The 22967-nt window shown below is 66.2% G+C and carries 23 protein-coding genes and 2 pseudogenes; 11 read left to right on the forward strand and 14 right to left on the reverse strand.

From position 1 onward, the window contains the following. Window positions 1–142: pseudogene (locus A5698_RS27840) on the forward strand (helicase-related protein); the annotation flags it as partial. A 48-nt stretch (window positions 143–190) separates the two neighbouring features. Here A5698_RS27840 and A5698_RS05270 read toward each other — a convergent pair. The 4 genes and pseudogenes from A5698_RS05270 to A5698_RS05285 all read right to left on the reverse strand — a co-directional run. Then, window positions 191–1060, reverse strand: a pseudogene (locus A5698_RS05270) (DEAD/DEAH box helicase); the annotation flags it as partial. Between the two features lie 21 nt (window positions 1061–1081). After that, entirely contained in the window at window positions 1082–2092 is a 1011-nt protein-coding gene (dmpG, locus tag A5698_RS05275; protein WP_197506671.1) for a 4-hydroxy-2-oxovalerate aldolase, read from the reverse strand. A gap of 77 nt (window positions 2093–2169) precedes the next feature. Then, window positions 2170–3108, reverse strand: coding sequence for an acetaldehyde dehydrogenase (acetylating) (locus tag A5698_RS05280; protein ID WP_068294072.1), 939 nt, complete (start codon window positions 3106–3108; stop codon window positions 2170–2172). A gap of 7 nt (window positions 3109–3115) precedes the next feature. Beyond that, a complete protein-coding gene (locus A5698_RS05285; RefSeq protein WP_068294075.1) occupies window positions 3116–3901 on the reverse strand; it encodes a 2-keto-4-pentenoate hydratase in 786 nt (261 codons plus the stop codon). A 73-nt stretch (window positions 3902–3974) separates the two neighbouring features. On the opposite strand from A5698_RS05285, the gene kstD reads away from it, so the two are divergent. The 3 genes from kstD to A5698_RS05300 all read left to right on the forward strand — a co-directional run bounded on the left by kstD (window position 3975) and on the right by A5698_RS05300 (window position 7745). Next, complete coding sequence (kstD, locus tag A5698_RS05290; RefSeq protein ID WP_068294157.1) at window positions 3975–5657, forward strand: 3-oxosteroid 1-dehydrogenase; 1683 nt, start codon at window positions 3975–3977, stop codon at window positions 5655–5657. A gap of 3 nt (window positions 5658–5660) precedes the next feature. Then, window positions 5661–6524 (forward strand): enoyl-CoA hydratase ChsH3, encoded by an 864-nt coding sequence (gene chsH3 / locus A5698_RS05295; RefSeq protein ID WP_068294079.1) that lies wholly within the window; start codon window positions 5661–5663, stop codon window positions 6522–6524. Between the two features lie 297 nt (window positions 6525–6821). Beyond that, window positions 6822–7745, forward strand: coding sequence for an MPT63 family protein (locus A5698_RS05300; protein ID WP_068294082.1), 924 nt, complete (start codon window positions 6822–6824; stop codon window positions 7743–7745). A 34-nt stretch (window positions 7746–7779) separates the two neighbouring features. Here the strand turns inward: A5698_RS05300 and A5698_RS05305 are convergent, their stop codons facing one another. The 7 genes from A5698_RS05305 to A5698_RS05335 are packed head-to-tail and all read right to left on the reverse strand — an operon-like array spanning window position 7780 to window position 14546. Further along, window positions 7780–8487 carry a hypothetical protein gene (locus tag A5698_RS05305; RefSeq protein ID WP_068294085.1) on the reverse strand — a complete coding sequence of 236 codons (708 nt, stop codon included), beginning with the start codon at window positions 8485–8487 and terminating at the stop codon, window positions 7780–7782. A gap of 43 nt (window positions 8488–8530) precedes the next feature. Then, window positions 8531–9700: a 17-hydroxy-3-oxo-4-pregnene-20-carboxyl-CoA lyase gene (gene ltp2 / locus A5698_RS05310; protein WP_068294088.1), complete on the reverse strand. Its 1170-nt coding sequence runs from the start codon at window positions 9698–9700 to the stop codon at window positions 8531–8533. Continuing rightward, window positions 9693–10106, reverse strand: coding sequence for a MaoC family dehydratase (locus A5698_RS05315; protein WP_068294092.1), 414 nt, complete (start codon window positions 10104–10106; stop codon window positions 9693–9695). Before A5698_RS05315 ends, ltp2 begins: the two co-directional genes overlap by 8 nt. Beyond that, on the reverse strand, window positions 10103–11083 hold the full coding sequence (locus A5698_RS05320; RefSeq protein WP_068294096.1) for a bifunctional MaoC family dehydratase N-terminal/OB-fold nucleic acid binding domain-containing protein: 981 nt from the start codon (window positions 11081–11083) through the stop codon (window positions 10103–10105). The genes A5698_RS05315 and A5698_RS05320 overlap by 4 nt, the downstream gene beginning before the upstream one ends. Beyond that, complete coding sequence (gene fadE29, locus A5698_RS05325; RefSeq protein WP_068294100.1) at window positions 11080–12243, reverse strand: acyl-CoA dehydrogenase FadE29; 1164 nt, start codon at window positions 12241–12243, stop codon at window positions 11080–11082. The genes A5698_RS05320 and fadE29 overlap by 4 nt, the downstream gene beginning before the upstream one ends. Continuing rightward, a complete protein-coding gene (locus tag A5698_RS05330; protein WP_068294102.1) occupies window positions 12228–13241 on the reverse strand; it encodes an acyl-CoA dehydrogenase family protein in 1014 nt (337 codons plus the stop codon). The genes fadE29 and A5698_RS05330 overlap by 16 nt, the downstream gene beginning before the upstream one ends. A gap of 51 nt (window positions 13242–13292) precedes the next feature. Further along, on the reverse strand, window positions 13293–14546 hold the full coding sequence (locus A5698_RS05335) for a cytochrome P450 (protein WP_068294105.1): 1254 nt from the start codon (window positions 14544–14546) through the stop codon (window positions 13293–13295). 129 nt (window positions 14547–14675) lie between these two features. Between A5698_RS05335 and A5698_RS05340 the strand changes: the two genes are divergently transcribed. Next, the gene (locus A5698_RS05340) at window positions 14676–15839 is read left to right on the forward strand and encodes a steroid 3-ketoacyl-CoA thiolase (RefSeq protein ID WP_068294107.1); all 1164 of its coding nucleotides are present in this window, start codon (window positions 14676–14678) and stop codon (window positions 15837–15839) included. Window positions 15840–15887: 48 nt separating this feature from the next. On the opposite strand, the gene A5698_RS05345 is transcribed toward A5698_RS05340, so the two are convergent. The 3 genes from A5698_RS05345 to A5698_RS05355 are packed head-to-tail and all read right to left on the reverse strand — an operon-like array spanning window position 15888 to window position 18015. After that, complete coding sequence (locus tag A5698_RS05345) at window positions 15888–16268, reverse strand: DUF8021 domain-containing protein (protein WP_068294109.1); 381 nt, start codon at window positions 16266–16268, stop codon at window positions 15888–15890. Between the two features lie 37 nt (window positions 16269–16305). Beyond that, window positions 16306–17211, reverse strand: coding sequence for an SDR family oxidoreductase (locus A5698_RS05350; RefSeq protein WP_068294113.1), 906 nt, complete (start codon window positions 17209–17211; stop codon window positions 16306–16308). A 30-nt stretch (window positions 17212–17241) separates the two neighbouring features. Continuing rightward, the gene (locus A5698_RS05355; RefSeq protein ID WP_084792273.1) at window positions 17242–18015 is read right to left on the reverse strand and encodes an SDR family oxidoreductase; all 774 of its coding nucleotides are present in this window, start codon (window positions 18013–18015) and stop codon (window positions 17242–17244) included. 64 nt (window positions 18016–18079) lie between these two features. Between A5698_RS05355 and echA20 the strand changes: the two genes are divergently transcribed. From echA20 to A5698_RS05385, 6 genes are read left to right on the forward strand one after another with little or no spacing between them, the layout of a single operon-like run. Continuing rightward, on the forward strand, window positions 18080–18835 hold the full coding sequence (gene echA20, locus A5698_RS05360; RefSeq protein WP_068294119.1) for a (7aS)-7a-methyl-1,5-dioxo-2,3,5,6,7,7a-hexahydro-1H-indene-carboxyl-CoA hydrolase: 756 nt from the start codon (window positions 18080–18082) through the stop codon (window positions 18833–18835). Beyond that, window positions 18832–19707 carry a cholesterol ring-cleaving hydrolase subunit IpdA gene (ipdA, locus tag A5698_RS05365; RefSeq protein WP_068294122.1) on the forward strand — a complete coding sequence of 292 codons (876 nt, stop codon included), beginning with the start codon at window positions 18832–18834 and terminating at the stop codon, window positions 19705–19707. Before echA20 ends, ipdA begins: the two co-directional genes overlap by 4 nt. Continuing rightward, window positions 19707–20450, forward strand: a complete 744-nt coding sequence (gene ipdB / locus A5698_RS05370) for a cholesterol ring-cleaving hydrolase subunit IpdB (protein ID WP_197506669.1) — start codon at window positions 19707–19709, stop codon at window positions 20448–20450. Before ipdA ends, ipdB begins: the two co-directional genes overlap by 1 nt. After that, on the forward strand, window positions 20447–21523 hold the full coding sequence (ipdC, locus tag A5698_RS05375; protein ID WP_068294128.1) for a (3aS,4S,5R,7aS)-5-hydroxy-7a-methyl-1-oxo-octahydro-1H-indene-4-carboxyl-CoA dehydrogenase: 1077 nt from the start codon (window positions 20447–20449) through the stop codon (window positions 21521–21523). Before ipdB ends, ipdC begins: the two co-directional genes overlap by 4 nt. 43 nt (window positions 21524–21566) lie before the next feature. Then, window positions 21567–22220 carry a SatD family protein gene (locus A5698_RS05380; protein ID WP_068294132.1) on the forward strand — a complete coding sequence of 218 codons (654 nt, stop codon included), beginning with the start codon at window positions 21567–21569 and terminating at the stop codon, window positions 22218–22220. After that, window positions 22217–22942 carry a hypothetical protein gene (locus A5698_RS05385; protein ID WP_068294135.1) on the forward strand — a complete coding sequence of 242 codons (726 nt, stop codon included), beginning with the start codon at window positions 22217–22219 and terminating at the stop codon, window positions 22940–22942. The genes A5698_RS05380 and A5698_RS05385 overlap by 4 nt, the downstream gene beginning before the upstream one ends. Window positions 22943–22967: the final 25 nt, after the last annotated feature.

Below are 22967 nucleotides of genomic sequence, written 5' to 3' on the forward strand. Positions count from 1 at the left end.
GCGGGACCATCCGGTCGCGGCCTACACGGGTTCGACCGAGGCCGCCGAACGCGAACAACTCGAGGCCGACCTGCTGGCCAACCGAGTGAAGGCCCTGATCGCTACCTCAGCACTCGGCATGGGTTTCGACAAGCCCGACCTGGGTTTCGTCGTACATCTCGGCGCACCCTCATCGCCGATCGCCTACTACCAGCAGGTCGGCCTCGAGTTGTTCGCGTTCGGCGGCCTCGGTCGAACCCGTGTAGGCCGCGACCGGATGGTCCCGCTCACGCAGCAACGTGGCGATGTCGTGGGCCTGCGCGACGGTCAGCGTGTACACGATTCCCGAACCAGGTAGCGAATCCAGATGTGCCGCAAGCCAAGCCGCGCGTTGCGCCGGGTTGCCGGCCTTGACCACCGACAGCCGCAGCGACTCGCGGTCCAGCCCGCCCCGCAGCACCAGGGTGTCACCGCCGCCGACGCCCAACTGCGCCGCGACGTCGTCGACCACCCGGTCGTTGGCGGTCGCGGTGGTCGCGAGCACGGGGATGTCGGCGCCCAGTTCGGCGATCAGCGTGCGGATCCGCCGGTAGTCGGGCCGGAAGTCATGCCCCCAGTCCGATACGCAGTGCGCCTCATCGACCACCACCAATCCGGCGTCGTGCGCCAGCGCGGGCAGCACCGCATCGCGAAAGTCGGGATTGTTCAGGCGTTCCGGGCTGACGAGCAGCACGTCGAGTTCGCCGCTGCGTACTCGTGCGTGGATGTCGTCCCACTCGGCGACATTGCTGGAGTTGATGGTCGCGGCGTGCACACCGGCCCGGTCCGCGGCGGCCACCTGATTTCGCATGAGCGCCAACAGCGGCGACACGATCACCGTCGGACCGTGCCCTTCGGCCCGCAGTAACTTGGCGGCGATGAAGTAGACGGCGGACTTGCCCCATCCCGTGCGCTGTACGACCAAAGCTCGCCGGCGATGCACGACAAGCGCCTCGATCGCGGCCCACTGGTCGTCGCGCAGCACCGCCTGCGGCCCGGCCAACTGTTCGAGGATCGCCTGGGCGTCGTCGCGAGTCGTCATCCAATCAACGCCGAACGTGGGTTACTTGGCGGCGGCCGCCTCTTGTTCGCGCTTGATCTCCAGCGCGATGTCGATCAGCTGATCCTCCTGGCCGCCGATCAACTTGCGCTGGCCCGCGCGGTGCAATAGCTGGTGCGCGGGCACGCCGTAGCGCTCGGACTGCCGGATCGCGTGCTTGAGGAAGCTGGAGTACACCCCCGAGTAGCCCATGATCAACGCGTTGCGGTCCAGCAGGCACTCGGCGGGCATCGCCGGTGCCACAACCTCTTCGGCCGCGTCGGCGATGTCGAAGAAGTCGATGCCAGTCTTGACGCCGATCTTGTCGAACACGCCGATCAGCGCCTCCACCGGCGCGTTGCCGGCGCCCGCCCCGAACCGCCGGCATGAGCCGTCGATCTGCTTGGCGCCCGCACGCACGGCCTCGATCGAGTTCGCGACGCCGAGCCCGAGGTTCTCGTGTCCGTGGAAGCCGACCTGCGCGTCGTCACCCAGCTCGGTGACCAACGCCTGCACGCGGTCGCGGACGCCCTCGAGCACCAGCGCGCCCGCCGAGTCGACGACATACACGCACTGACAGCCGGCGTCGGCCATGATCCGCGCCTGTTTCGCGAGCTTCTCCGGGGGGATGGTGTGGCTCATCATCAAAAAGCCCACCGTCTCCAGGCCCAGTTCGCGGGCCAGGCCGAAGTGCTGGATCGACACGTCGGCCTCGGTGCAGTGCGTCGCGATGCGGCAGATCGACCCGCCGTTGTTCTGCGCCTCCTTGATGTCCTCCTTGGTGCCGACGCCGGGCAGCATCAGGAAGGCGATCTTGGACTCCTTGGCCGTCTCGGCGGCCAGCTTGATCAGTTCCTGTTCCGGAGTCTTGGAGAAGCCGTAGTTGAAGCTCGACCCGCCGAGACCGTCGCCGTGGGTGACCTCGATGACCGGAACGCCGGCGGCGTCGAGTGCAGCGACGATCGCGTGCACTTCCTCCTTGGTGAACTGGTGACGTTTGTGGTGACTGCCGTCGCGCAGCGAGGTGTCCGTCATCCGGACGTCCCAGATGGGATTGAAGTAGATCTCGTCGGCTGCGCTGATGCGCGATCCGCTGCGCTTCTCGCTGACGCTCATGCTTGGCCTCCCTTTGATGAGGCGAGGGATGCCCCGGCCTTTTCCTTGGCGATCTCCTCGCCCACCTTGGCCGCCGCCGCGGTCATGATGTCCAGATTTCCAGCGTAGGGCGGCAGGTAGTCGCCCGCACCCTCCACTTCGATGAACGTGGTGACGACGTGGTTGCCACCGTTGACCACCGACGGTTCGTCGAACTGCGGGTCGTTGAGCAGCCGGTAACCGGGCACGTAGGTCTGCACCTCGGCGACGACGTCGCGGATGGACTGGGTGATCGCGTCGTGGTCTGCGTCTTCGGGGATCGCGCAGAAGATGGTGTCGCGCATGATCATCGGCGGCTCGGCGGGATTGAGGATGATGATCGCCTTGCCCCGCTGGGCGCCGCCGATCACCTCGACGCCATTGCTCGTGGTCTTGGTGAACTCGTCGATGTTGGCGCGGGTCCCCGGACCCGCCGAGGCCGACGACACCGATGCGACGATCTCGGCGTAGGGCACTCCGCCGTTGTCGACCAGCGCGCGAGAAACCGCGTACACGATCGGGATGGTCGCCTGCCCGCCGCAGGTGACCATGTTGACGTTGGGCGCGTCGAGGTGCTCACGCAGGTTGGCCGGCGGGATCACGCCCGGACCGACGGCCGCGGGCGTCAGGTCGATCGCGCGGATGCCGGCCTCGGCGTACTTCGGCGCCGCGTCACGGTGCACGTAGGCGCTGGTGGCCTCGAAGACCATGTCCGGCTTCTCGCTCTGCGCCAGCAGCCAGTCGACACCTTCGTGTGAGGTCTCCAACCCGAGCTTGCGGGCGCGGGCCAGGCCCTCGCTCTCGGGGTCGATGCCGATCATCCACCGCGGCTCCAACCACTCCGAGCGCAGCAGTTTGTACAGCAGATCGGTGCTGATGTTGCCCGATCCGACGATTGCGACGCTTGTCTTAGGCATAACGCTCCTATTCGAAACTCAGGTGTACCGAGCCCAGCCCGGCGAAGTCTGCGACGTAATCGGCGCCGGGGGTGGCGTCGAAGGCCTTGGTGCACGAGCCGGGCAACACGATGTCACCCGCTTTGAGTCGGACACCGAAACTGTCGACCTTGCGCGCCAGCCACGCCACCGCGGTCACCGGATTACCCAGCACCGCGTCGCTGCGGCCCTTCGCCACCACCTCGCCGTTGCGCGTCAGCACGGCGTCGATCGCGGTGATGTCGATGTCCTTCGGCGACACCCGGTTCTCGCCGAGCACCCAGCCCGCCGAGGATGCGTTGTCGGCGATGGTGTCGCAGAGTTTGATCTTCCAATCCGTGATGCGGGTGTCGATCAACTCGATCGCGGGCGCGAACGCGGCCGTCGCCGCCAGAACGTCGTCCTCCGTGCATCCGGCGCCGGGCAGATCATCGGCGAGGATGAATCCAACCTCCACCTCGACGCGGGGATAGAGGTAGTCGGCGGACTTGACGGGGGTGTCCTCGTGGACGCCCATGTCGTCGAGCAGGTGCCCGTAATCGGGTTCGTCGACGTTCATCATCTGCTGCATGGCTTTCGACGAGAGCCCGACCTTGTGGCCGATGACCTTGGCGCCTTCCGCGACGCGCTGCCGGATGTTGATCAGCTGGATCTCGTAGGCGTCGACCACGTCGATGTCGGGATGCCCATCGGTGAGCGGCGGGATGGGAACCTTGCTGCGCTCGGCCTGGGCGAGATCGGCGGCGAGCTTCTGCCGCACCTGATCACTGAGCATCCTTATGAAGTCCCCTTGTCCTGTTGACCGGCGCGGTTGTGGGTCGGCCGGGCAATTCTATAACGTGTTCTACATGACTGGTCAGGAGTACGACGTCGTGGTGGTGGGCAGCGGCGCAGCCGGTATGGTCGCCGCGCTGACCGCGGCCCACCAGGGACTTTCCACAGTAGTCGTCGAGAAGGCTCCGCACTACGGTGGTTCCACTGCGCGGTCAGGTGGTGGCGTGTGGATCCCGAACAACGAGGTCCTCGAGCGCGCGGGCGTCAAAGACACTCCCGAAGCCGCCCGTACCTACCTGCACAACATCATCGGCGACGTTGTGCCCGCCGAGAAGATCGACACCTATCTCGACCGCGGGCCCGAGATGCTGTCCTTCGTGCTCGAGCATTCACCGCTCAAGCTGTGCTGGGTGCCGGGTTATTCCGATTACTACCCCGAGACGCCGGGCGGCAAGCCGACGGGACGCTCGGTGGAGCCCAAGCCGTTCGACGCGAAGAAGCTCGGGGCCGATCTCCCGGGCCTGGAGCCGCCTTACGGCAAGGTCCCATTGAACGTCGTTGTCATGCAGCAGGATTACGTGCGACTCAACCAGCTCAAACGCCACCCGCGCGGCGTGCTGCGCAGCCTGAAGGTGGGCGCGCGCACGATGTGGGCCAAGGCGACCGGCAAGAACCTGGTCGGCATGGGCCGCGCGCTGATCGCGCCGTTGCGCATCGGGCTCCGCGATGCGGGAGTTCCTGTGCGGCTGAACACGGCGCTGACCGATCTCTACGTCGAAGACGGTGTCGTCCGCGGGATATACGTACGCGACACCAGCGCACCGGAATCCGGTGAGCCGGAGCTGATCCGGGCCCGGCGCGGCGTGATCCTCGGCTCGGGCGGGTTCGAGCACAACGAGCAGATGCGGGTGAAGTACCAGCGCGCGCCGATCACCACCGAGTGGACGGTGGGCGCCAAAGCCAACACCGGCGACGGCATCATCGCCGCCGAGAAGCTCGGCGCCACACTCGATGTCATGGAGGACGCCTGGTGGGGTCCGACCGTACCGCTGGTCGGTGCGCCGTGGTTCGCACTGTCGGAGCGCAACTCGCCGGGTTCGATCATCGTCAACATGGCGGGCAAGCGGTTCATGAACGAGTCCATGCCCTACGTCGAGGCCTGCCATCACATGTACGGCGGCCAATACGGGCAGGGCCCGGGTCCCGGCGAGAACATTCCCGCCTGGCTGGTGTTCGACCAGCAGTACCGCGACCGCTACATCTTCGCCGGATTGCAACCCGGACAGCGGATTCCGAAGAAGTGGCTGGAGTCGGGCGTGATCGTCACGGCCGCCACGATGGAGGAACTGGCCGAGAAGACCGGCCTGCCGGTGGATGCGTTCAAGGCCACGGTCGAGCGCTTCAACGGCTTCGCGCGCTCCGGCGTCGACGAAGACTTCAAGCGTGGTGAGAGCGCCTACGACCGGTACTACGGCGATCCGACCAACAAGCCCAATCCCAACCTCGGCGAGATCATCCACCCGCCGTACTACGCGGCCAAGATGGTGCCCGGCGATCTGGGCACCAAGGGCGGCGTCGTCACCGACGTGTACGGTCGCGCCCTGCGCGACGATGGTTCGGTGATCGAGGGCCTTTATGCCGCGGGCAATGTCAGTGCGCCGGTTATGGGGCACACCTACCCCGGGCCGGGCGGGACCATCGGCCCGGCGATGACCTTCGGTTATCTTGCAGCACGACACATCGCCGGAAAGAGTTAACGCATGCCCATCAACCTCGACGAGGCGCTCGGCGCCGAACTCCCCGCCGCCGAGTTCTCCTGGACCAGCAGCGATATCCAGCTTTATCACCTCGGGCTTGGCGCTGGTGCCGACCCGATGGACAAGCGCGAGCTGCGGTACCTGACCGACGAAACTCCGCAGGTGCTACCGACATTCGGCAACGTCGCGCAGAGCTTCCACATGACCGAGCCGCCGACGGTGAAGTTCCCCGGCATCGACATCGAGCTCTCGAAAGTGCTGCACGCCAGCGAAGCAGTGTCGGTACCGGGACCGATCCCGCCGGCAGGTACCGGAATCGCCGTCACACGGTTCACCGACATCTGGGACAAGGGCAAGGCCGCGGTCATCTGGTCGGAGACCACGGTGACGTCGCCCGACGGCACGCCGTTGTGGACCCAGAAGCGCTCGATATTTGCGCGCGGTGAAGGCGGTTTCGGTGGTGAGCGGGGGCCGTCTTCCTCCGCCTCGGACCACACACAGCGCGCGCCGGACTTCGAGATCGCGATTCCCACGTCGCCCCAGCAGGCGCTGCTGTACCGGATGTGCGGCGACCGAAATCCGCTGCACTCCGACCCCGACTTCGCTGCGGCGGCGGGATTCCCGCGTCCGATCCTGCACGGATTGTGCACTTACGGCATGACGTGCAAGGCGATGGTCGACACCCTGCTCGACGGCGATACCGCGCGGGTGGGCAGCTACGGTGCCCGCTTCGCCGGAGTGGTGTTCCCCGGAGAGACGCTCAAGGCCAGCGTATGGAAAGAAGGCGACGGCTTCGTCGCCACCGTGACCGCACCCGAGCGTGATGACGCGGTGGCGCTCGCCGGCGTGGAGTTGATTCCGGCCTAGCCGCCGCATTCACCGGTGGGCCCCGGGTGCAGCACTCTTTTGCACCAGGGTGGAGATAATTTCTTCGATTAGGCCGCCGCGGTGCCGATGCGTAATTAAGACGTTTGCCGGCATGACCGAAACGCCGCCAAAATACGGTGCTATCGCCTTTACGTGAACGCAGGCATTATTGCTGTTGGCGATTAGTTTGAGTTGTATTACCAACTGCTCCAACCGAAGCGGATTACACAAACAATTCGCAGCCTGATAGTTTTCTGCGGTGACCATCCCAATTGTCGGACGAGTCAGGAGCACATCATGAAGATCACCAAGATCAGCAGCATGTTGGCAGCAACCGCGACGGCGGGGTTCATCGCAGCACCTATCGTGTCCGCCCAGCCGGAGCCCGAGGCGACGCCCACTGGCCCGACTGTGCAGACCCAGGCGCTCGGCAGCCAGGGCAAGCTCGTGGACGGCGCCGTGGTCCAGGGTTGGACGATCACCAACCTCAAGCCCAGCAGCGACGCCATCCCCTTCCCCGTGCGCGGCACGCTGTGGGAAGCCACTGCGACGGATCAGGCCATCCAGGGGTCGGCGACGCCGATCGTGTCGAATCTGAACGCCCGGGCCGCCGACGGTCAGACGTATCGCTCGTTGTTCGAGGTGGCGACCGCGCAGGGCGTGAACCCCTCGACGCTGGCACAGGGCCAGGAGACGTCGGGCAAGGTGTATTTCGACGTCACCGGTGCAACCCCCGACAGCGTGGTCTACAACGCCGGCGGACAGGACCTGCTGGTGTGGACCCAGTCGGCATCGAACTCGAGCACGTCCTCGCCGTCGACCTCGTACGGCACGGACAACACGCCGGCCGCTGCCGAAGCCCCGGTCGCCGAGGCCCCTGAGGGCACGACCGCCGCTCCCGCCGCAACGAGCACCGAGGCGCCGGAGGGCACCCAGGCCACGCCGCTCGCCGAGGGAAGCCAGGGCACACCGCTCGCCGAGGGAAGCCAGGGCACACCGCTTCCCGAGGGAAGCCAGGGCACCCCGGTCGAGCCGGCTGAAGGCACCCCGGCGCAGCAGCCCGCACAGGTCGCGCCGGCGCAGCAGCCCGCCGAGGGCGCGCCCGCCCCGGCCGGCACCACCGAGGGCGTGCCGCAACCTGCCGGCAGCCAGGGCACCCCGTTGCCCGCGGGTGATCAGGTGCAGACGCCGACCACCTACACGCCGGTGCCGACCCCGTAACCGGATCCTCTTTGAAGTCACACGGTCAGCGTCGTCACGAGTGCGATGACCACCACGCGTAGAGCTGTGGAAAGGTCGGGCCTGTCGGCCCCGCTCGGACGGCGCTGACCGTCTTCTTTTCCTCATCGGTCCACACCACGGTCGGCTGACCGTTCAGAAAGCCGCAGTAGAGCTGCCCGCTGACCCGGTCCGGAGTAGCGTTGCGCCGCCATGGCCCCGGCGACTGGATCTTCCCGGGGCAGTCGACCCGTGCGGAGGCCGCGATCGTGTCGTTGAAGGCCTTCTCCAGTGACTCCCGGTCGGCGACGAGAGTGAACGTCGCCGATTCCGGGCCGTCGGGATCGATATTCTTGGCGCAATTCAGCTGCGACAGAACGCCTTCAGGCGTCGGTGCCACTTCGCACACACCGTTCGGGTAGCCCTTCGGAAGCTGTCGCAGCAGCCGCTCGTCGTCTTCATCGCTGGTTGTCGTCGTCGTTGTGGTCACGGGTGCGCTGCCCGTCGTCGGTTCTGCTGGAGTCACCTGTCGGGCATCGTCCTGGGAGGGCCGCGTCAGCCAGAAGATCAGACTTGCGACGACGGCGATGATGCCGATGACCGCGGCGACGATGGCCACCGTCTTCAGCGGTGATCTCGGCTGTACCTGGCGCGGAGTCACCGTCAGCGGTGCATCGAACCGACGTTGCCATTCGGCCTCGGCGGGGTAAGGGTCCTCCGACTCAGGTGGGGTCGATGAACTCATCCATTGAAGCGTAGTAGGCGGAACCGCCCCGGGTGGGCGTCGATCAGCCGAGGATCAGCCCGGACGTGGGAACACCCGTGCCCGCGGTGACCAGAACGTGCTCGACGTCCGGCACCGGATTGACCGACGTCCCGCGCAGTTGGCGTACGCCTTCGGCGATTCCGTTCATGCCGTGGATGTATGCCTCGCCCAGCTGCCCACCGTGCGTGTTGATCGGCAGCCGGCCGCCGACCTCGATGGCGCCGTCCTTGATGAAATCCTTGGCGTCACCCTTGTCGCAAAATCCGAGTTCTTCCAACTGAATCAGCGTGAACGGCGTGAAGTGGTCGTAGAGGATCGCGGTCTGGATGTCCTCGGGTTTGAGCCCTGACTGGTCCCACAACTGCCGACCGACGAGGCCCATCTCGGGCAATCCGAGCTCCGGTCGGTAGTAACTCGTCATCGAGTACTGGTCCGGGCTGGACCCCTGCGACGCCGCCTCGATGATCGCCGGGCGGTGCTTGAGGTCCTTGGCTCGCTCGGCGGAAGTGACGACCAACGCCACGCCGCCATCGGTCTCCTGGCAGCAGTCCAGGAGCCGCAACGGCTCGGCGATCCACCGCGAATTCTGGTGGTCCTCGATGGTGATGGGCTTCTCGTAGAAGTACGCCTTGGGGTTCTTCGCGGCATGTTTGCGGTCCGCAACGGAGATCATGCCGAAATCTCTGCTGGTCGCTCCGGACTGATGCATGTACCGCCGGGCGATCATCGCAACCTGAGCGGCCGGAGTGGACAAACCGTGCGGATAGGAGAAGGAGTTGTCGACGCCGGTCGAGTCGGCGTTCTCGACCAGCCGCATCTGCACCTGGCCGAACCGCACACCAGATCTCTCGTTGAACGCCCGGTATGCCACAACGCAATCCGCGACACCGGTCGCTACGGCGATCGCCGCCTGCTGGATGGTCGCGCAGGCCGCCCCGCCTCCATGGTGGATCTTCGAGAAGAACTTCAACTCGCCGATGCCCGTCGCCCGCGCGATCGCGACCTCGGTGTTGGAGTCCATCGTGAAGGTGACCATGCCGTCGACGTCTGCGGGTGTCAGGCCCGCGTCGTCGAGCGCATCCAGCACCGCTTCGGACGCGAGCCGAAGCTCGCTGCGCCCGGAGTTCTTCGAGAAGTCGGTGGCGCCGATGCCGACGATCGCCGCCTTCCCGGACAGTGCACCCCTACTCATGCTCGACTTCTCCTCCGATAACGAGTGTGGCAGAGGCGATCACATGGTCGCCGAGGCTGTTGCTGCCGACGATCTTCAGCGTGATCAGCCCGTCATCGACGGCGGTGACCTCACCGGCGAACGTCACCGTGTCGTAGGCGTACCAGGGCACGCCCAAGCGCAGCGAGATCGACTTGATGATCGCGGTCGGCCCGGCCCAGTCGGTGATATAGCGCTGCACAAGGCCGGTGTCGGTAAGGATGTTGACGAAGATGTCTTTCGAGCCCTTGGCCTGCGCCTTGTCCCTGTCGTGATGGACGTCCTGATAGTCGCGGGTGGCGATGGCCGTCGACACGATGAAGGTCGGGTCGCCGTAAAGGGCGAGTTCGGGCAGCTTGGTTCCTACTTCGACGACGGGTGCGCTCATGCCGCGGCCTCCTCAGCGGGTTCCCACGCGTAGAGCGTCCAGGCCGGGCCGGACTCTCCCTCGGGAAAGTCGATATACGTTGCGCGGACGGGCATCCCGATCTCCACCGCGGCCGGGTCGACGTTGCGCAGCTGTCCGAGCATCCGGACGCCTTCTTCGAGCTCTACGAGCGCGATGACGAACGGCAACGTCCGGCCGGGCACCTTCGGCGCGTGGTGTACCACGAAGCTGAAGACAGTGCCCTTGCCGCTCGCGACGACATAATCCGTCGGCTGTTCCTTGTCCTGCCAGAGCGCCGGCACCGGAGGATGCACCAGCGTGCCGTCGCCACGCTTCTGGATGCGCAACTCGTGGGCGTTGACGCCGTCCCAGAAGAACTTGGTGTCGCGCGAGGATGCCGGCCGCATCATCATGTTCGCGTCCAGATCATCGGGAACCGCAGCGCCGGCGTCCTGCTCCGCGGGCTTGAACTTCATGATGCGCCACATCATCTCGGCGACGGGCTCTTCTACATCGTCACCGACTGTCCATGTGATCTTCTGCGTGATGAAGAAACCCTCGCCGAGCGCGGTGTTCTTCGGGCCCACGACGTCGGTCAGCTCCGCGGTGACGCTGACCTCCTCGCCCGCACGCAGATACCGGTGGTAGGTCTGCTCGCAGTTGGTCGCCACCACACCGATGTAGCCGGCCTCGTCGAACAGGTCGATGATCTTGCCGAGCGGGTCATCGTCTGGGCGCACCCCGCCGAGGCCCATCATCGTCCACACCTGGATCATCGCCGGTGGCGCGACGGCGCCGGGATGTCCTGCGGCGCGCGCGGCATCGTCGTCGACGTAGATGGGATTCTTGTCGCCCATCGCGTCGAGCCAGTGGTCGATCATCGGCTGGTTGACCGGGTGCCTGCCGACCCGCGGTTTGCTCTTACCCTCCGCCTTGACCCGTTCGGCAGCGGCTTTGATGTCCTCCGCGGCGCTCACCGCGGAACCCTCGGAACCTTCAGACCCGCGGCCGCGATCATCTCGCGCATCACCTCGTTGACACCTCCACCGAACGTGATCACCAGGTTTCGTTTGGTCTGCGAGTCAAGCCATTCCAGCAACTCGGCAGTCTCGGGTTCGGCCGGGTTCCCGTATTTGCCCACGATCTCCTCGGCGAGCCGCCCGGCATACTGGATCCGCTCGGTGCCGAACACCTTGGTGGCGGCGGCGTCGGCGACGTCGATGGTCTCGCCCGCCGCGGCGACCTGCCAGTTCAGCAGCTCATTGATCCGCCACATCGCCTTGAGCTCGCCGAGCGAGCGCTTGACGTCATCGTGGTCAAGCGGAATGTCACCGTTGCCACCGGGTTTCGACGCCCACGCGTGCACGTGGTCGTACAGACTGGCGAACCGGCCGGCGGGTCCCAACATCACGCGCTCGTTGTTCAACTGCGTGGTGATCAGCTTCCACCCACCGTTCTCTTCGCCGACGAGCATGTCGGCGGGAACCCGGACGTCGTTGTAGTACGTCGCGTTGGTGTGATGGGCTCCGTCGGACAGGATCATCGGCGTCCACGAGTAGCCGGGATCCTTGGTGTCGACGATGAGGATCGAGATGCCCTTGTGCTTCACCGCCTCCGGGTCCGTGCGGCACGCCAGCCAGATGTAATCCGCATCGTGCCCGCCGGTGGTGAACACCTTCTGCCCGTTGACGATGTACTCGTCGCCCTGGCGCACCGCGGTCGTGCGCAGCGACGCCAGGTCGGTGCCGGCCTCCGGCTCGGTATAGCCGATCGCGAAGTGGACCTCACCGGCGAGGATCGCGGGAAGGAACTTCTTCTTCTGCTCTTCGGTGCCGTACTGCTGCAGCGTCGGGCCCACGGTCTGCAGCGTGACGGCGGGCAGCGGCACGTCCGCCCGCTGTGCCTCGTTGACGAAGATCGACTGCTCGATCGGCCCGAAGCCGAGACCGCCGAACTCTTTCGGCCATCCGACGCCGAGCTTTCCGTCCGAGCCCATCCGCTTGATGACCGCGCGGTATGCCTTGCCGTGCCGGTCCTTCTCCATCTCCTTGGCCTCTTCGGGCGAGATGAGATTCGAGAAGTACTCCCGCAGTTCGGCCTGCAGCTGCTTCTGTTCGGGCGTCAGTTCGATGAACATTGGGTCCCCACCAAATCGAGCCGATGTGACGGACCACCCACCAGACGGGCGAGGTCCTTGATCGAGGAGTAGTAGCGGTCCATCGGGTACGTGATGTCCATACCCATGCCGCCGTGCAGATGATGGCAGAGCTGCATCACCGGAGGCGCCTGCGAGGCCAGCCAATAGCCGAGGATGTCGATGTCCTCGTCGGCGTCCCGCCCCTCCGACAGGCGCCATGTCACCGAGTTCGAGGCCAACGTCAGTGTGCGCGAGGCGATGTAGACCTCGGCGAGCTGTGCGGCGACGGTCTGGAACGTGGACAGCGGCTTGCCGAACTGTTCCCGGTTGGCCACGTAGTCGGCGGTCAGCCGCAGCGCGCCGGCGACCAGACCGGCTGCGAACGCCCCGACGGCGGCCAGCGCCAGCTGGTTGACCCGGCGGGCCTGCAGCCCGTCGAGCGTGCCGTCGACCGCGGTGTCGGTGAACGTCACCGAGTACTCGTCGCCGTGGTTGGAGGTCGGCGACTTGGTGACCACGACGCCGTTCGCTTTCGGTGAGACCACAGCGACAGCGCTGTCGGCCGTGACGACGAGCCAATCCGCTTGTTCCGCATAAGGAACGGCGACCTTCGTTCCGTTGAGCCGACCGTCGGTGAACGTCACCGCGGGCCGGTCGGGCAGTGGTGCCCCTGGCTCGTTGAGCGCGGCCGAGAGGACCGTGCCCTTCGCAACCCCAGCCAGATAGCGGTCCTGCTGCTCGTCAGTAGCCGCCTCGAGCAGCGGCAGCAGCCCCAAACCGAGGGTGGCCAACGCGGGGCTGACCGTGCCGTGCCTGCCGATCTCGGTGAGGGCCGTCGCCACCTCCGGGAGCCCGACGCCGTCACCGCCGAGACGTTCCGGAACGGCCAGCGCCGTCACACCACCGGAAACCAGTGCGTCCCAGCTGTTGTCGCGGGTCAGCACCGAGGTCACCACATCGGCGACAGCCTGCTGCCCTTCGTCTGGACTGAAGTCCACCCGAATCCTCCTTGATACCGGGAAATTTCGCAGTCGCTACAACTTACGTCGTCAGCTGTGGGCCACCGGGCACTTTCCGGTGTAATCCACCTGCCAGTGCTTGATGCCGTTGAGCCAGCCCGACTTGAGCCGCTCGGGCTCGCCGATCGGTTTGAGCTCGGGCATGTGGTCGGCGACGGCGTTGAAGATCAGGTTGATCGTCATCTTCGCGAGGTTCGCACCGATGCAGTAGTGGGCGCCGGTACCACCGAACCCGACGTGGGGGTTCGGGTTGCGCGTGATGTCGAACTTGTGCGGATTCTCGAAGACTTCTTCGTCGAAGTTGGCTGAGCGGTAGGACATCACCACTCGCTGGCCCTTCTTGATCTGCACGCCGCTCAGTTCGACGTCCTCCAGAGCGGTGCGCTGGAACGCCGACACCGGCGTGGCCCAGCGGACGATCTCATCGGCGGCGGTCTCGGGGCGCTCCTTCTTGTACAGCTCCCACTGGTCGGGGTTCTGCGAGAACGCGATCATGCCGTGCGTGATCGAGTTACGCGTGGTCTCGTTGCCGGCCACCGCGAGCATCACCACGAAGAAGCCGAACTCGTCATCGGAGAGCTTCTCCCCGTCGATGTCGGCTTCGATCAGCTTGGTGACGATGTCCTCGGTCGGGTTCTTGGCGCGGTCGGCCGCCATCGCCATCGCGTAGGTGATCAGTTCGACCGAGGATTGCGCCGGGTCGATGTGCGCGTACTCGGGATCCTCCCCTGCGGTCATCTCGTTCGACCAGCGGAAGATCTTGTCCCGGTCGTCCTGCGGGACGCCCAGCAGTTCTGCGATGGCCTGCAGCGGCAGTTCGCACGACACCTGCTCGACGAAGTCGCCGGACCCTTCGGCCGCGGCGGTTTCGGCGATCTTCTGGGCGCGGGAGCGCAGTTCGTCCTCGAGTCGGCCGACGGCGCGGGGGGTGAAGCCACGCGAGATGATCTTGCGCAGCCGGGTGTGCTGGGGCGCGTCCATGTTCAGCAGGACGGCCTTCTGCACGTCGATCGCGTCGCGCGTCATGTCCTGGGGCCAGACCGGGATCGCACCGTCGGGTGAGCTGCCGAAGACCTCGTTGCGCTTCGAGACCTCCTTGACGTCCGCGTGCTTGGTCACCAGCCAGTAACCCTTGTCGCCGAAGCCGCCCGTGCCGCCTGGCACGTCGACCCAGTGGATCGGCTCGGACTTGCGCAACTCGGCGAGTTCCTCGACGGGCAGGCGCTCGAGATTCAGGCTCGCGTCGAGGAAGTCGAAGTCGGCCGGGATATTCGGGCAAGGCATGGGGGAAGCTCCTCCGCAACAGTTATTGCAACATGTTCTAGTCTCAGTAAAACATGCCTTCTGCGCAGATAAAAGGCAGGTCATCAACGCCGCTTGTCAGAGTAATGAAACGTGTTCTAGCCTGACGGAATGGGTAACCCTGTCATCGTTGAAGCCACCCGTAGCCCCATCGGAAAGCGCAACGGCTGGCTGTCCGGCCTGCATGCCACCGAGTTGCTCGGCGCCACCCAGAAGGCCCTCGTCGAGAAGGCTGGGATCGACGCGGGCGACGTCGAACAGGTCATCGGAGGCTGCGTCACACAGTACGGCGAGCAGTCGAACAACATCACCCGGGTGAGCTGGCTGGTGGCCGGGCTGCCCGAGCACGTCGGAGCGGTGACCGTCGACTGCCAGTGCGGCAGCGGCCAGCAGGCCAACGGGCTCGTCGCCGGTCTGATCGCCGCGGGCGCCATCGACATCGGCATCGCCTGCGGTATCGAGGCCATGAGCCGCGTCGGCCTTGGCGCGAACGCCGGCCCCGATCGCAGCATCCTGCGGCCGTCGTCGTGGGACATCGATCTGCCCGACCAGTTCACCGCCGCAGAACGAATCGCCAAGCGGCGCGGGATCACCCGCGAGGAGATCGACCGGTTCGGCTTCGAGTCACAGCTCAAGGCCAAGCAGGCGTGGGCCGAGGGCCGGTTCGACCGCGAGATCAGCGGCATCGAGGCACCCGTGCTCGACGAGCAGAAGCAGCCGACGAGCGAGCGCCACGTCGTCACGCGCGATCAGGGCCTGCGCGACACCACCCTCGAGGGTTTGGCGGCGCTCAAGCCGGTGCTCGAAGACGGCATCCACACCGCGGGCACTTCGTCGCAGATCTCGGACGGCGCGGCCGCGGTGCTGTGGATGGACAGCGATGTGGCCAAGGCCCACGGATTGCGGCCGCGGGCCCGCATCATGAGCCAGGCACTGGTCGGCGCCGAGCCGTACTACCACCTCGACGGGCCGGTTCAGTCGACGGCGAAGGTGCTCGAGAAGGCCGGCATGAAGATGGGCGACATCGACATCGTCGAGATCAACGAGGCGTTCGCCTCGGTCGTGCTGTCGTGGGCGCGGGTGCACGAACCCGACATGGACCGCGTCAACGTCAACGGCGGCGCGATCGCGCTCGGGCACCCGGTCGGTAGCACCGGCAGCCGGCTGATCACCACCGCCCTGCACGAGCTGGAGCGCACGGACAAGAGCACCGCGTTGATCACGATGTGCGCCGGCGGTGCGCTGTCCACCGGCACGATCATCGAACGCATCTAGTCGCGCGTCCGCCCGAATTCGTCGGGCGCAGAGGCGCTTTGTGCGCGATCAGTCGCGCAACAGTGCCGGCCGTACCCGCGCGCGGATGTGGTGGATCGTTCCGTCGTGCGACGGGATGAGGAACGTCTCCTCGGTGCGGGCGCCGACGCGGCGCCCGGCGATTCTCGGCTTGGTGACGACGGTGAACGTGGCGTGCACCTCGTCACCGTCGACGGTGAATTCGCGATCGACAATCGCCGAGATGAGGCGGAATTGCGGTCCGCGATTCAGGCTGCGCCGCAGATGCGCACCGGAAAAGCCTGTCTTGAGCCCGTTTTCGATCCGAATGCAGTCCGGCGCGAAGGGGACTTCGTCGGCCCGATGGCTGACCAGCGCATCGATGTAGGATTCCGCGGCGGCGATGCGATCGGTGTCAGAAACGGTGCCCATCGAACGAGCATAGGACGATCGCCACGCCCGGTGGCGCTCAGGCGCCGTAGACCGGCACCGGCGGACGTGCCTTGGCGAGCAGGTCGGCGACGACCGGACCCAGTTCAGCGGGATCCCACCGCGCACCCTTGTCGACCTGGGGTCCGTGCGCCCACCCCTCGGCCACCCGGACGATGCCTCCCTCGACCTCGAACATGCGCCCGGTGACATCCTTCGATTCGGCGCTACCCAACCAGACCACGAGCGGCGGGATGTTCTCCGGCGCCATCGCGTCGAAGTCCTGATCCTGGGTGGCCATCATGTCGGCGAACACGGTCTCGGTCATGCGGGTCCGAGCCGAGGGCGCGATTGCGTTGACCGTGACGCCGTAGCGGCCCATCTCCGCGGACGCCACCAGGGTGAGGGCCGCAATGCCCGCCTTGGCGGCACTGTAATTCGCCTGTCCCACACTGCCTTGCAAGCCCGCGCCCGAGCTCGTGTTGATGATCCTGGCGTCGACCGGGTTGCCTGCCTTCGACTGCGCACGCCAGTACCCCGCGGCGTGCCGCATGGTGGCGAAGTGCCCTTTGAGGTGCACGGCGATGACGGCGTCGAACTCCTCTTCGCTGGTGTTGGCGAACATCCGGTCGCGGACGATGCCTGCGTTGTTCACCAGAACGTCGAGCCCGCCGAACGTGTCGACCGCCGTCTGGATCAGGCCCTCGGCCTGCGTCCAATCAGCGACATTGGCGCCGTTGGCGACGGCTTCGCCTCCGGCTGCAGTGATTTCGTCGACGACACTTTGCGCGGCGCTGCCACCGCTCGCGGGTGACCCGTCGAGTCCCACGCCGATGTCATTGACCACCACGCGGGCGCCCTCGGCGGCGAACGCGAGTGCGTGCGCGCGACCGATGCCGCCGCCGGACCCCGTCACGATGACCACTCGACCGTCGAGCAATCCCATATCTGTTGTCTCCTTGCCTATCTGAGCGCGCTATTTGATGTCTGCAGTGGTGGTTGCCAGGTAGTGCGGCGGCTCGCCGCCTCCGTGCACTTCCAACGATGCGCCGCTGATGTAGCACGCCGCGTCGGAGGCGAGGAACGCGGCGGCCCAACCCACGTCGGCCGGTTTGGCAAGCCGGCCGAGGGGGACGTTGCGTGAGATCGCCGCGATGGAATCCGCGTCGCCGTAGAAGAGTTCGGACTGTTCGGTCTCGACCATCCCGACCACCACCGAGTTGACCCTGACCTTCGGCGCCCACTCGACCGCCAAAGTAGAGGTCAGGCTCTCCATGCCGGCTTTGGCCGCACCGTAGGGTGCGGTGCCCGGCGTGGGACGGCGTCCGCTCACACTGGCGATGTTGACGATCGACCCGCCTCGCTCCTGCTTCTGCATGAACGCGTTGGCGTGAGTGGAAACCGAGAGCGGTCCAAAAAGATTGAGCTCCACGATCTTGCGGCTGAACTTCGCCGACGACTCGGCGGCCAGAACGTAGGGGGATCCGCCCGCATTGTTCACCACGACGTCGAGCCGGCCGTGGCGCTCGGCGATGGTCTCGATCATCGCCGCGACGGCGTCGTCGTCACGCACGTCGCACGGAAGAAACTCATACGGCAGACCCTCGACCGGCCGTCGGGCGCACGTTACGACCGTGGCGCCCTGATCGGCGAAGACGGCGCTGATACCGGCACCGACTCCGCGCACGCCGCCGGTCACCAGCACCACCCTGCCTCCGAGGCCGAGGTTTATGTCTCGCAGGTCGGTCACTGTGCTAGCGTACCAAGCAAGTGCTTGCTTTCCTACCGGACCCAGGAAGTGCTCGGGAGCTCAGATGACAATCACTCGTACCACCACCGAACCGGGCATCGTCTCGGTCACCGTCGACTATCCGCCGGTCAACGCGATTCCGTCGCGCGGTTGGTTCGACCTTGCCGACGAGATCACCAAGGCCGGGGCCGACCCGGAGACGCACGTGGTGATCCTGCGCGCAACCGGGCGGGGCTTCAACGCCGGAGTCGACATCAAGGAGATGCAGCGCACCGAAGGCTTCACGGCGCTGATCGATGCCAACCGCGGCTGCTTCGCGGCATTCAAGGCGGTCTACGAGTGCGCGGTCCCGGTGGTCGCCGCAGTCAACGGCTTCTGCGTCGGGGGCGGCATCGGGCTGGTCGGTAACGCGGACGTCATCGTCGCCTCCGACGACGCGACGTTCGGGCTGCCGGAGGTCGAACGCGGCGCGCTCGGCGCGGCGACGCATCTGTCGCGACTGGTGCCACAGCACATGATGCGCCGGCTGTTCTTCACCGCCGCGACGGTCGATGCGGCGACGCTGCACCACTTCGGGTCGGTGCACGAGGTTGTTCCGCGCGAGGAACTCGACGAGGCCGCGCTGCGCGTCGCGCGTGACATCGCCGCCAAGGACACCCGGGTGATCCGGGCGGCCAAGGAGGCGCTGAACCTCATCGACGTCCAGCGGGTCAACTCGAGTTACCGCATGGAACAGGGCTTTACGTTCGAGCTGAACCTGGCGGGCGTCTCCGACGAGCACCGCGATGCCTTCGCGGGCACGTCGAAGGGGGAGAAGTGACAGACAAGAGAACCACGCTCGACGACGCCGTCTCGCAGATCCGCAGCGGCATGACGATCGGCATCGGCGGCTGGGGCTCTCGCCGCAAGCCGATGGCGTTCGTGCGGGCACTGCTGCGCACCGACGTCGATGACCTCACCGTCGTCACCTACGGCGGACCCGATCTCGGCCTGCTGTGCTCGGCGGGCAAGGTGAGACGGGTCTACTACGGCTTCGTCTCGCTGGACTCGCCGCCGTTCTACGACCCGTGGTTCGCCAAAGCGCGCACCACCGGTGCGATCGAGGCCCGCGAGATGGACGAGGGCATGCTCCGCTGCGGGCTGCAGGCGGCCGCGCAACGGCTGCCGTTCCTCCCGATCCGGGCCGGGCTCGGCAGCGACGTCCGCGCGTTCTGGGGTGACGAGCTGAAAACCGTGCGCTCCCCCTACCCCACCGGCGAGGGTTACGAGGAACTCATCGCGATGCCCGCGCTGACGCTGGATGCCGCCTTCGTGCACATGAATCTCGGCGACGCTCAAGGGAATGCGGCGTACACGGGCATCGACCCGTACTTCGACGACCTCTACCTGATGGCCGCCGAACGCCGCTTCCTGTCCGTCGAGCGGGTGGTGCAGACCGACGAACTGGTCAAAGCGGTGCCCCCGCAGGCGCTTCTGATCAACCGGATGATGGTCGACACGGTCGTCGAAGCGCCCAACGGCGCACACTTCACGACGGCAGAACCCGACTACCGGCGCGACGAGAAGTTCCAGCGGCACTATGCCGAGGCAGCCAAGTCCGACGACACCTGGCAGGAATTCGTCCGGACATATCTGTCCGGCACGGAGGCCGATTACCAGGCGGCGGTGCGCAAGTTCCAGGAGGCGGTGTGATGTCGGTGTCCCGCGCAGAGGTGTGCGCTATCGCGTGCGCCGAATTGTTCCGCGACGCAGGCGAGATCATGGTCAGCCCGATGACCACGATGGTCTCGATCGGCGCTCGCCTGGCCCGCCTGACGTTCTCCCCTGACATCCTGCTGACCGATGGCGAGGCCCGCCTGCTCGCCGACACCCCGGCGATCGGCGCCGCGGGCGCGATCGAGGGATGGATGCCGTTCGGCCGGGTCTTCGAGACGCTGGCCTGGGGACGGCGTCACGTGGTCATGGGCGCCAACCAGATCGACCGATACGGCAACCAGAATCTGTCGGCGTTCGGGCCGCTGCAGCATCCGACCCGCCAGATGTTCGGCGTCCGCGGCGCACCGGGCAACACCATCAACCACGCGACGAGTTACTGGGTGGGCAACCATTCGAAGCGAGTCTTCGGCGACTCCGTCGACATCGTTTCCGGGATCGGTTGGGACAAGGTCGATCCCGAGAATCCGGCGTATCGGTTCGTCAATGTGTACCGCGTGGTGACGAACCTCGGCGTATTCGACTTCAACGGCCCAGACCATCAGATGCGAGCGGTGTCGCTGCATCCCGGCATCGAGCCCGAACAGGTCGCCGAGAACACCTCGTTCGAGGTGCACGGCCTGGACTCCGCCGAACAGACCCGGCTGCCCACCGAGGACGAGCAGAAGCTGATCCGTGAGGTCATCGACCCCAAGGGACTGCGGGACAAGGAAATACGGTGAGCGACCCGGGCAAGGCCAAGCTGCGCACACCGCTGACCGAACTCGTCGGCATCGAACATCCGGTCGTCCAGACCGGTATGGGCTGGGTGGCCGGTGCACGGCTGGTGTCCGCGACCTCCAACGCCGGCGGTCTCGGAATCCTGGCATCGGCGACCATGACCCTCGAGGAACTGCAGACCGCGGTCACCAAGGTCAAGAGCGCCACCGACAAACCGTTCGGCATCAACATCCGCGCCGATGCGGGCGATGCCGGAGAACGCATCGACCTGCTGATCCGCGAGGGCGTCAAGGTCGCCTCGTTCGCGCTCGCACCCAAACCCGATTTGATCGCCAAGCTCAAAGACGCCGGGGTCGTGGTGATTCCGTCGGTCGGGCTGGCCAAGCATGCCAAGAAGGTGGCGGGCTGGGGTGCCGACGCAGTCATCGTGCAGGGCGGAGAGGGCGGCGGTCACACCGGGCCGATCGCGACGACGCTGCTGTTGCCGTCGGTGCTCGACGCGGTGGACATCCCCGTGGTGGCGGCGGGCGGCTTCTTCGACGGCCGCGGGCTCGCGGCGGCGCTGTCCTACGGCGCCGCGGGCGTCGCGATGGGCACTCGCTTCCTGCTGACGTCGGATTCCACGGTCCCGGATGCGGTCAAGCGGCGGTACCTCGAATCGGGCCTGGACGGCACCGTCGTGTCGACCCGCGTCGACGGCATGCCGCACCGGGTGCTGCGCACCGGCCTGGTCGAGAAGCTGGAAAGCGGGTCACAGCTGCGTGGGTTCACCGCCGCCGTCCGCAACGCGCAGAAGTTCAAGAAGATGTCGGGCATGACGTGGCGGTCGATGATCCGCGACGGCCTGGAGATGCGGCACGGCAAGGAGTTGACCTGGTCGCAGGTGGTGATGGCGGCCAACACGCCGATGTTGCTCAAAGCCGGCCTGGTCGAAGGCAATACCGACGCGGGCGTGCTCGCCTCCGGTCAGGTCGCGGGCATCCTCGACGATCTGCCGTCGTGCGCCGAGCTGATCGACACGATCGTGGCCGACGCCATCACACGTCTGCAGAGCGCCAACGCCTATATCGAGTGAAGTATATTTCTTAAATTTGCCAAAGTGAAGCTATAGTCTTCATATGGCAAGACTGAAGGGCACTGCTTCATCGGGTCCTCGGGCCACGTTGATCGGGGATGTGGTCGGTTCGCGCCGCGCCGCCGATCGCACGGCCACGCACCGCACGCTCAGCAATGCGCTCGCTGAGGTCGCCGGCGGAGCCATCGACGCGGCCGCGTTCACGGTCGGTGACGAGTTCCAGGGCAGCTATCCGACGGTGGGCGCGGCGATCGAAGCGGCTTTGGTCGTCCGAATGGCCGTCGCCCCCGAGATCGATGTGAGGTTCGGTATCGGCTGGGGCGCCGTCACGGTGCTGGACTCGGAGTCGGGTATCCAGGATGGGCCGGGTTGGTGGACGGCCCGCGAGGCGATCGAGTGGACCGCCTCCGCGCAGCGGCAACCAGGGCTGGCACTGGTACGTACGTCGTTTCGGGCCGAGGTCGGAAGCCGTCACGATGTCGACGCGATCAACGCGGCCCTGATTTGTCGGGACCACCTGATTGGATCGCTCGATGACCGCTCACTGAGGATTGTGAAGGGATTGTTGACCGGCAAGACGAAGAAGGACATGGCGACCGCTGAGGGCATCAGCGCGTCGGCGGTGTCCCAACGCGCGGGCCGCGACGGCTTGGACTTGATCCTGCTCGCGGCGCAGTACCTGCGAGACGTGCCGTGAGTGCGGTCGCCGTTCTGTTGATCGCGATAGGCGTCGCCGATGTCGTTCGGCGACTTGTCGATCGCGTCTGGTTGTCGGTTGCGGCGGCGCCCCTTGTCGTGGTCGGTTGCGCAGCACTGGCCGGGTTGTGGCGGTGGGGTGACATTGTGCTGCTCATCGTGGCCGCGGCCACAAGCGTCGGCTGGGTGCTGCTGTGCGAGCGAGCCGAGCGCACCGGCCGTCGACAAATAGCGCCGCTCGTCGTGTTCGGGGGTGCCCTCGGACTGCTGGTGTTGCTCGCAGGCTGGAGCTCGGAGGTGGCCGGCGTAGCGGCAAGATGGCCGTCCTGGGTTGGCATCGCGGTGTCTCCCGACCGGCTGTTGATGGTCATCGGCGTGATGCTGATGCAACTCGTGACCGGAAATCAGTTGGTGCGCTTGATTCTTGGCTCCGTCGGTTCGGTCAAGCCGGCGGGCGAGCCGCAGGCCTCGGACCGGCTGAAGGGCGGCAGACTGCTCGGTCCGATGGAGCGGGTGCTGATCCTCGGTCTGGGCCTGGCGGGCCAACTCACTGCCGCGACGGCCGTCGTCGCAGCCAAGAGCATCATTCGCTTCCCCGAGATCAACGCCCAGAAGGCACGCGAGAACGGGGGCATCGGTATCGACGAGGTCACCGAATACTTCCTCGTCGGCAGCTTCGCGAGCTGGATCGTCGCACTGGGCGGGCTGGCCCTCGCACACTGAACGGTAAGCCTTCGATTCGCCCGTA

Source organism: Mycobacterium sp. E136 (assembly GCF_001666865.1).
In the GTDB taxonomy this organism is placed as follows: Bacteria; Actinomycetota; Actinomycetes; order Mycobacteriales; family Mycobacteriaceae; genus Mycobacterium.

Excerpts from the sequence above, each read along its gene's own strand:
- ipdB (WP_197506669.1), top strand. The coding sequence starts at position 19,707 with ATGTCGGTGTCCCGCGCAGAGGTGTGCGCTATCGCGTGCGCCGAATTG.
- A5698_RS05350 (WP_068294113.1), bottom strand. The coding sequence starts at position 17,211 with ATGGGATTGCTCGACGGTCGAGTGGTCATCGTGACGGGGTCCGGCGGC.
- kstD (WP_068294157.1), top strand. The coding sequence starts at position 3,975 with ATGACTGGTCAGGAGTACGACGTCGTGGTGGTGGGCAGCGGCGCAGCC.
- chsH3 (WP_068294079.1), top strand. The coding sequence starts at position 5,661 with ATGCCCATCAACCTCGACGAGGCGCTCGGCGCCGAACTCCCCGCCGCC.
- A5698_RS05340 (WP_068294107.1), top strand. The coding sequence starts at position 14,676 with ATGGGTAACCCTGTCATCGTTGAAGCCACCCGTAGCCCCATCGGAAAG.
- A5698_RS05380 (WP_068294132.1), top strand. The coding sequence starts at position 21,567 with ATGGCAAGACTGAAGGGCACTGCTTCATCGGGTCCTCGGGCCACGTTG.
- A5698_RS05305 (WP_068294085.1), bottom strand. The coding sequence starts at position 8,487 with ATGAGTTCATCGACCCCACCTGAGTCGGAGGACCCTTACCCCGCCGAG.
- dmpG (WP_197506671.1), bottom strand. The coding sequence starts at position 2,092 with ATGACGGACACCTCGCTGCGCGACGGCAGTCACCACAAACGTCACCAG.
- ltp2 (WP_068294088.1), bottom strand. The coding sequence starts at position 9,700 with ATGAGTAGGGGTGCACTGTCCGGGAAGGCGGCGATCGTCGGCATCGGC.
- A5698_RS05335 (WP_068294105.1), bottom strand. The coding sequence starts at position 14,546 with ATGCCTTGCCCGAATATCCCGGCCGACTTCGACTTCCTCGACGCGAGC.
- echA20 (WP_068294119.1), top strand. The coding sequence starts at position 18,080 with ATGACAATCACTCGTACCACCACCGAACCGGGCATCGTCTCGGTCACC.
- A5698_RS05315 (WP_068294092.1), bottom strand. The coding sequence starts at position 10,106 with ATGAGCGCACCCGTCGTCGAAGTAGGAACCAAGCTGCCCGAACTCGCC.
- fadE29 (WP_068294100.1), bottom strand. The coding sequence starts at position 12,243 with ATGTTCATCGAACTGACGCCCGAACAGAAGCAGCTGCAGGCCGAACTG.
- A5698_RS05300 (WP_068294082.1), top strand. The coding sequence starts at position 6,822 with ATGAAGATCACCAAGATCAGCAGCATGTTGGCAGCAACCGCGACGGCG.
- A5698_RS05345 (WP_068294109.1), bottom strand. The coding sequence starts at position 16,268 with ATGGGCACCGTTTCTGACACCGATCGCATCGCCGCCGCGGAATCCTAC.
- A5698_RS05285 (WP_068294075.1), bottom strand. The coding sequence starts at position 3,901 with ATGCTCAGTGATCAGGTGCGGCAGAAGCTCGCCGCCGATCTCGCCCAG.
- A5698_RS05280 (WP_068294072.1), bottom strand. The coding sequence starts at position 3,108 with ATGCCTAAGACAAGCGTCGCAATCGTCGGATCGGGCAACATCAGCACC.